This is a genomic window from Vibrio genomosp. F6 (assembly GCF_005146325.1).
GTDB classification, from domain to species: Bacteria; Pseudomonadota; Gammaproteobacteria; order Enterobacterales; family Vibrionaceae; genus Vibrio; species Vibrio cortegadensis.
The window spans coordinates 1-1,855 of record NZ_SYUT01000145.1; the positions used below are offsets into that span (position 1 = coordinate 1).

The window sequence follows — 1,855 nt, forward strand, 5'->3', positions numbered from 1 at the left end:
AGAGTGACTCCTAACGCTTAGCGAGTTCACTCCGGTTTGAAATTTGTGTTTACGGCGCAATGGTTTAGTTTGGGTGTTATAGCGTTGTCGCACCTTAATTGGGCGTTATACACTTCGAGGAAAATATGAAAGGTCCATTTTTCAAAAATATTCATGACAGCAAGCTTGTTGATGTCTGGTTTAACTCCGTGAGAAATAGCCTATGGACGAGCGCTGGAATGGTCGTAGCGGTGAGTACGGACAATATTATCGCTTGGGTTTTCACTATAATAAGTTATTTGTTTTTGGCTACCCAAGTAACACATGGTACTCGCGAGCCGTATGAGTACCTTAAAAAGATATACATCTATGACAATGATGGAAAGATATCAAAGTTAGTTTTTGATTTCCTTTTATTCAATTTACGGCTCATGCTGATGTTTACTCCTATTGCACTTGTCTGGTGGGCAAAGACTACAGGAAAAGTACCGATTTAGAACGTGTATAACAAACAATTTAAGAGTGATTCAGCACGCTTGGCATTTTGGGTTTGGATTGAGTTTAGTGTTTACGGTGGTCAAATAAAGTGTCGTGGTCGCGTGCTTCACACCTTAATTGGGCGTTATGTTAACTACCTGAAATTAGGCGTAAGTCTCATTTTGTGAGGCTTTAATTTGTTAGCTTGCACTCTAATTTTTTGATACAAGTTGCATAGTGGTTCTAATGAATAAAATAGTAATACTCTTCCCGCTAATTCTCGGAGGCTGCGTTCAACCATTAAAGACAGAAGTTGATGTTACGGAAATTAGCCCTTTCATTGAATTCAACGTAAACGATACTGTGGCGGTAATTAATACCCAACCTAGCCACGACAAAATAGTTGTAGCTGATCTTGATATTATGGCATTTACTGGATCAAAATTTGATTTTACCGAAACTTTGGTCGCAATAACTGAACAAGAATTGGTGAAAAGAAAAGCAACTATATCGTCAAAAAACCCAGCTAAAGAGTTGTCGATGTCAGTGGATAACTTAAGTTGTAAAAAAGGAATGTTTGGTCCATCGTGCACGACAAAAATCTCTATTTCTATCGGTAACGGATATAGTGCAATTTATACGGCTTATAGTGAAAATGGCTACGATGTACACGATACAGCAAGCCACACTTTAGGTGAGGCTGTATCAGCAATGTTTCGTGATCCGAAAGTTGTCACATATATGACTGACTCGTAAACATAACAAACAATTTAACCTGACTTACAACGCGTGGCAGTTTTACTTCAAATCAGTCCTAGTGATTATGGCGCAGTGCAGAACCTCTGCATTGCGTTGCTGCGCAAGTTAATTGGGCGTTATACACAAAGGCTCATAAATCACTTATTTATCAGGCAATTGTTGCTTATTTGCAGTGAGAAAGGATAATGTCAGGCTCTTTTTTACTCTAAATGTTGCTGATAATGCGCCTCGATAAATTTGTGTGTAAAAGCACTGCGTTAACAAAAACCGAAGCTATCCAACAGATTAATTCTGGCCGGGTTATGGTCAATGACGATGTTGTTATGAATGAGGCAACTCAAGTTCATGAAAATAATACGATATTGTTGAATGGTGTTAAGTTAAAAGCTCGTGATTTCCGCTATATTCTCATGCATAAGCCAGCGGGCACTATTTGCTCTAATATTGATGAGGTTTATCCATCTCTGTTCAATTACTTGAACGTTGATAACGTTTCGGAGCTTCACATAGCGGGTCGTTTGGATGCAGATACAACAGGTATGGTGTTAATTACTGACGATGGACGTTGGTCGTTTAATATCACGACACCAACGAAAGAATGTCGCAAAGTTTATCGTGTGTGTTTATCTCGTCCAATTTC

The 1,855-nt window shown here is 38.9% G+C and carries 3 protein-coding genes; all 3 read left to right on the forward strand.

Features of this window, described 5'->3' with window-relative positions; translation table 11 throughout:
* Positions 1 to 125 precede the first annotated feature (125 nt).
* Entirely contained in the window at positions 126 to 476 is a 351-nt protein-coding gene (locus tag FCV43_RS20200) for a hypothetical protein (RefSeq protein WP_136996190.1), read from the forward strand.
* A 226-nt stretch (positions 477 to 702) separates the two neighbouring features.
* Entirely contained in the window at positions 703 to 1,212 is a 510-nt protein-coding gene (locus FCV43_RS20205) for a hypothetical protein (protein ID WP_136996191.1), read from the forward strand.
* A gap of 224 nt (positions 1,213 to 1,436) precedes the next feature.
* A partial coding sequence (locus tag FCV43_RS20210; protein WP_240697206.1) for a pseudouridine synthase occupies positions 1,437 to 1,855 on the forward strand: 419 nt, incomplete at its 3' end.